Annotated in this window: 2 protein-coding genes; one reads left to right on the top strand and one right to left on the bottom strand. The window is 57.4% G+C overall.

Going from position 1 to position 3,770, the window contains the following annotated elements:
- Nucleotides 1–220: 220 nt before the first annotated feature.
- The gene (gene dctA / locus QJT78_RS49375; RefSeq protein ID WP_011084529.1) at nucleotides 221–1,537 is read right to left on the bottom strand and encodes a C4-dicarboxylate transporter DctA; all 1,317 of its coding nucleotides are present in this window, start codon (nucleotides 1,535–1,537) and stop codon (nucleotides 221–223) included.
- A gap of 1,108 nt (nucleotides 1,538–2,645) precedes the next feature.
- Between dctA and QJT78_RS49370 the strand changes: the two genes are divergently transcribed.
- On the top strand, nucleotides 2,646–3,257 hold the full coding sequence (locus QJT78_RS49370; protein WP_011084530.1) for a molybdenum ABC transporter permease: 612 nt from the start codon (nucleotides 2,646–2,648) through the stop codon (nucleotides 3,255–3,257).
- Nucleotides 3,258–3,770: the final 513 nt, after the last annotated feature.

The raw sequence follows: 3,770 nt of genomic DNA, 5'->3' as shown, positions 1-3,770 counted from the left end.
ACGTCAACGCATACAACGACAGAGCCGAGCCCTTCGTCTGGACCAAGAAAAAGGTCCGTCAACGCCGTGTCAAAGGCCGCCGTATCACTCAGCTCTGATTCCGGGTACTAGCCTCTCAGGGGCAGCTGCCCTGGCTGCGGCGCGGAATAATGCTGTGCGCCGGAGAGCGCAGGGGGAGTATTCGTGTCCGAATGGCGGCGGTTCAGATCCGGGACCTACCTCATGTGCTTGTAGTGTCGATAGTAGTGGAAGCGGTGGACTTGTTGAGCCGAGTCTGCAGCGTCACGTGATCGAGCTCGCTTTCCCACCAGGATACGAACACAGCCGCGATGCCATTGCCGATGATGTTGGTGAGGGCGCGCACCTCGCTCATGAACTTGTCGATAGAAAACACGATTGCCATGCCCGGCACCAGAGCTGGGTTTACTACCGATAATGTCGCAGCGAGCGTGATAAAGCCTGCGCCGGTGACGCCGCTTGCTCCCTTCGAAGTTAGCATTGCTACTAGCAGGATCGTGAGCTGCTGGCCAAAGCTGAGATCGACACCGAGTGCCTGGGCAATGAACAATGTTGCAAGTGTCATATAGATATTGGTGCCGTCAAGGTTGAAGGAGTAGCCAGTCGGCACCACCAGCCCGACCACCGGCTTGGAGCAGCCCAGCCGCTCGAGCTTCTCCATCAATTGAGGGAGCGCGCTTTCGGAGGATGAAGTACCGAGCACGATCAGAAGCTCGTCTTTAATATAGATAAGGAACTTGAAGATTGAAAAGCCGACGAGGCGGGCGATCAGACCAAGCACGACTACTACGAATAGGGCAGCAGTCACGTAAAACAGCGCGATCAGACCGATCAGATTGCCGAGTGCTGCGGGCCCGAACTTGCCGACTGTGAAAGCCATGGCGCCGAAGGCGCCGATCGGGGCCGCTTTCATTACAATAGCTATTACCCCGAACACCGCGTGCGCGACGTCGTCAATCATGCCGCGCAGACGCTCGCCACGCTTTCCCAACGCCATCAGCGAGAAGCCAAAAAGGATCGCGAACAGGAGAACCTGCAGAACATCGCCGCGAGCGAAGGCGCCGACCACGCTATCGGGAATGATGTTGAGAATAAAGTCGACGGTTTTCGAGGCTTCCGCCTGCTTGACGTAATTGGCGACCGCCGCAGCATCCGGTTTGACCGCAAGGCCATGGCCAATCCGGACCAGATTGCCCATGGCAAGGCCCAACAGCAAGGCAAAGCTGGAGACGATCTCGAAATAGAACAGCGCCTTGACGCCGACGCACCCGACTTTCTTGGCATCTTGAATATGCGCAATGCCAGACGTGACGGTGCAGAAAATAATGGGCGCGATCACCATCTTGATGAGCTTGATGAACCCATCACCGAGCGCCTTGACCCAGTCGTTTGTGGCGACAGACGGCCATAGGCAGCCAACCATGGCGCCAATTAGGATTGCGATCAGCACCTGGACGTAGAGTATCTTATACCAAGCTTGCGACGCGCGCACAGGCGCCGCGGTTGCCATGGTGGTCATGACGCTTCCTTCCCGAATATACTCGAATGTGTGCCGCGGCTCGGTGAGAGGCGACAGTGTCATACGAGACTAATCATTATAGCCTTGCGCGATTGAAGACGCGTCCGAGAGCCGGCGCGTCTTTCCAAAGGCAGGCGTTTAGTTGCGTTGTCCTTTCTCGCTAAGCAAGATATGCACCAAATCCCAAACTGCGGCGGACTAAAAAGTCGCGGACAATGGCCTCCCTTCGGTGGCATCGGCTTGAGTGCTCTTAGCCGTGTTCGCAAGGTCGAACATTAGGCTGCAGCGTAGCGCGCATTAGCGGAATGCTGGAGTGTTGAGATCGTGCAGCAGTACGTGCAGTTGGTAAAATTGCTATTTTGGATTGAACCGCATTTACCGAATGGAAGTCTGGCTAGGAGCTGCGTTGCCCGGGTAGGACCTCTGATGGATGACTGCGTTTTTCCGCAAGCGGCCAATCTCGTCGATGACGCGGCGTTTGTCTCCACGCCTGTGCTGACGATGTGCAAGCTAAGCCGGTCAGGGGAGCGGCCGTCGCTCGCGGCCCCTCGCGCCTTTGCCGCGTCGCCGAACCAGCCTTACGACGAGTTTTCAGCTACTTCGTTTGCGTAGCTGCCGACCGGCAGGCTTCTTGCGATCGGTTCAGCTACCGGCCCTGCGAGCACGGGATTTGAGCCGCCGACAAACCAAACAGGCATTTCTCGAGTCGAGTCTGCCGTTTTCGTTGGGCGGCTGTTGCTGTCCGCTTGGAAACAAAGATGCCAGAAACCTGACAAAGCGTTAGGTCCACTCCACGGTGACGTCGGCGTCTACGCAAAGTGCTTTCACATAAGCATAGCGCCGCCGCTGTTCGCACGTGGCACTCGAATTGCTGATGACAAATGAGAAGCTGCCGCCGTCGGGTGGGACGAAGCGGACTTGTCACAGGAGTTGCCGATGAGCCTTGCGATGCTGCTCTTGCTCGCAGAAACGGTGCGCGTAAATTTGGGGGACAGAGCGAGCTGCCGCACGAACAAATGGCTATTCGCACCACATCGCTGGGCAGCCCGACGTGCAGGCAATCACTATCGCGATACGGCGACCTGCGCTCGTTGGCGGGCTGACGCACATGGATTTTGATTCGTCAGAGATCTCGCAATCCATTGCGCTCACGATAGAGCTCGCTAGCGTGACGACCGTGATCCTCCTCGTGATTGGTGTGCCCCTCGCCTGGTGGCTGGCGCGTTCAAAGACTTTTCTGAGCGAGGCTGTCGCTGCGCTAATTGCCCTTCCGCTGGTACTACCCCCAGCGGCTCTCGGCTTTTGCGTACTCGTTCTGCTCGGCCCCGACGGACCCGGCGGCGTTCTCGCCTCTTTCTGGGGCGAGCGCACGCTCGCTCTTACCTTCGTCGGGATCGTGGTCGGATCGGTGCTCTCGGCGCTGCCATTGGTCGTGCAGCCGATACGTAACGCCTTTCTTGCGGTTGGCGATCACCCGTTGGAAATGACAGGGCGTGTTTCGCCATTGTATGGCTTCGTTGCTATCATCGCACCGCTGGCGCGACTGGAGCTCGTTAAAGCGGCCGTGCTTGGATTTTCTCACACGATAGGCACATTCGGCGTCGTGATGATGATCGGCGGAAATATTCCTGGACGCACCAAGGTGTTGTCGGCCTATGTCGTGGACTACGTCCAAGAGCCGCGCTGGCACGAGGAAGTGTGGTTGCCGCTGGTATGGTGATGTTCGCATTTGCGACAATCTTCACCTTAGCCATCATCGACAGACATTGTACCGGGCGAGGCAACGAATCATCTTAGGTTTGCCAGGGCGATCGCTCTAAACGTCCAGCCTGTCGCCGCGCACAGCCCCGTAGGCGACGAGCCCCTTGGAACCAGGGGCAGATCGGATCAAATCAGACCTAAAGTCAAGCCAACGTGCGCACCACATTCTCAGTCCCTTGCGGGCTCTGTTCCTTGCTCGGCAACCGCGTTGGTACGTGCTGCCTGCATTAGGTTCGATTATGAGCGCTTTAACGCACCGTTGGTCAGCGATCGGCAAGTCTGATTGAGGCCGGGCAATGTGGTGCCCGTCGACTGAACCAATTCTATTCAACAATCGGCATCATGAGTGCCGCCTGCAGGAGCGTAGAGAGCTGGCCCCGCAAATTCGGACAGTAGCTTGAGTGGATTTTCTGCCTGACAGCGGCGAGGATTCTTGCTGCGAATCAGGAGCGAAGATGACGAAGAAGAGCCG

Origin of the sequence: Bradyrhizobium sp. Mp27 (genome assembly GCF_029953005.1) — a bacterium.
Lineage (GTDB): Bacteria > Pseudomonadota > Alphaproteobacteria > Rhizobiales > Xanthobacteraceae > Bradyrhizobium > Bradyrhizobium barranii.
This window is presented reverse-complemented; position numbering and strand designations above follow the sequence as displayed.

Excerpts from the sequence above, each read along its gene's own strand:
- QJT78_RS49370 (WP_011084530.1), top strand. The coding sequence starts at position 2,646 with ATGGATTTTGATTCGTCAGAGATCTCGCAATCCATTGCGCTCACGATA.
- dctA (WP_011084529.1), bottom strand. The coding sequence starts at position 1,537 with ATGACCACCATGGCAACCGCGGCGCCTGTGCGCGCGTCGCAAGCTTGG.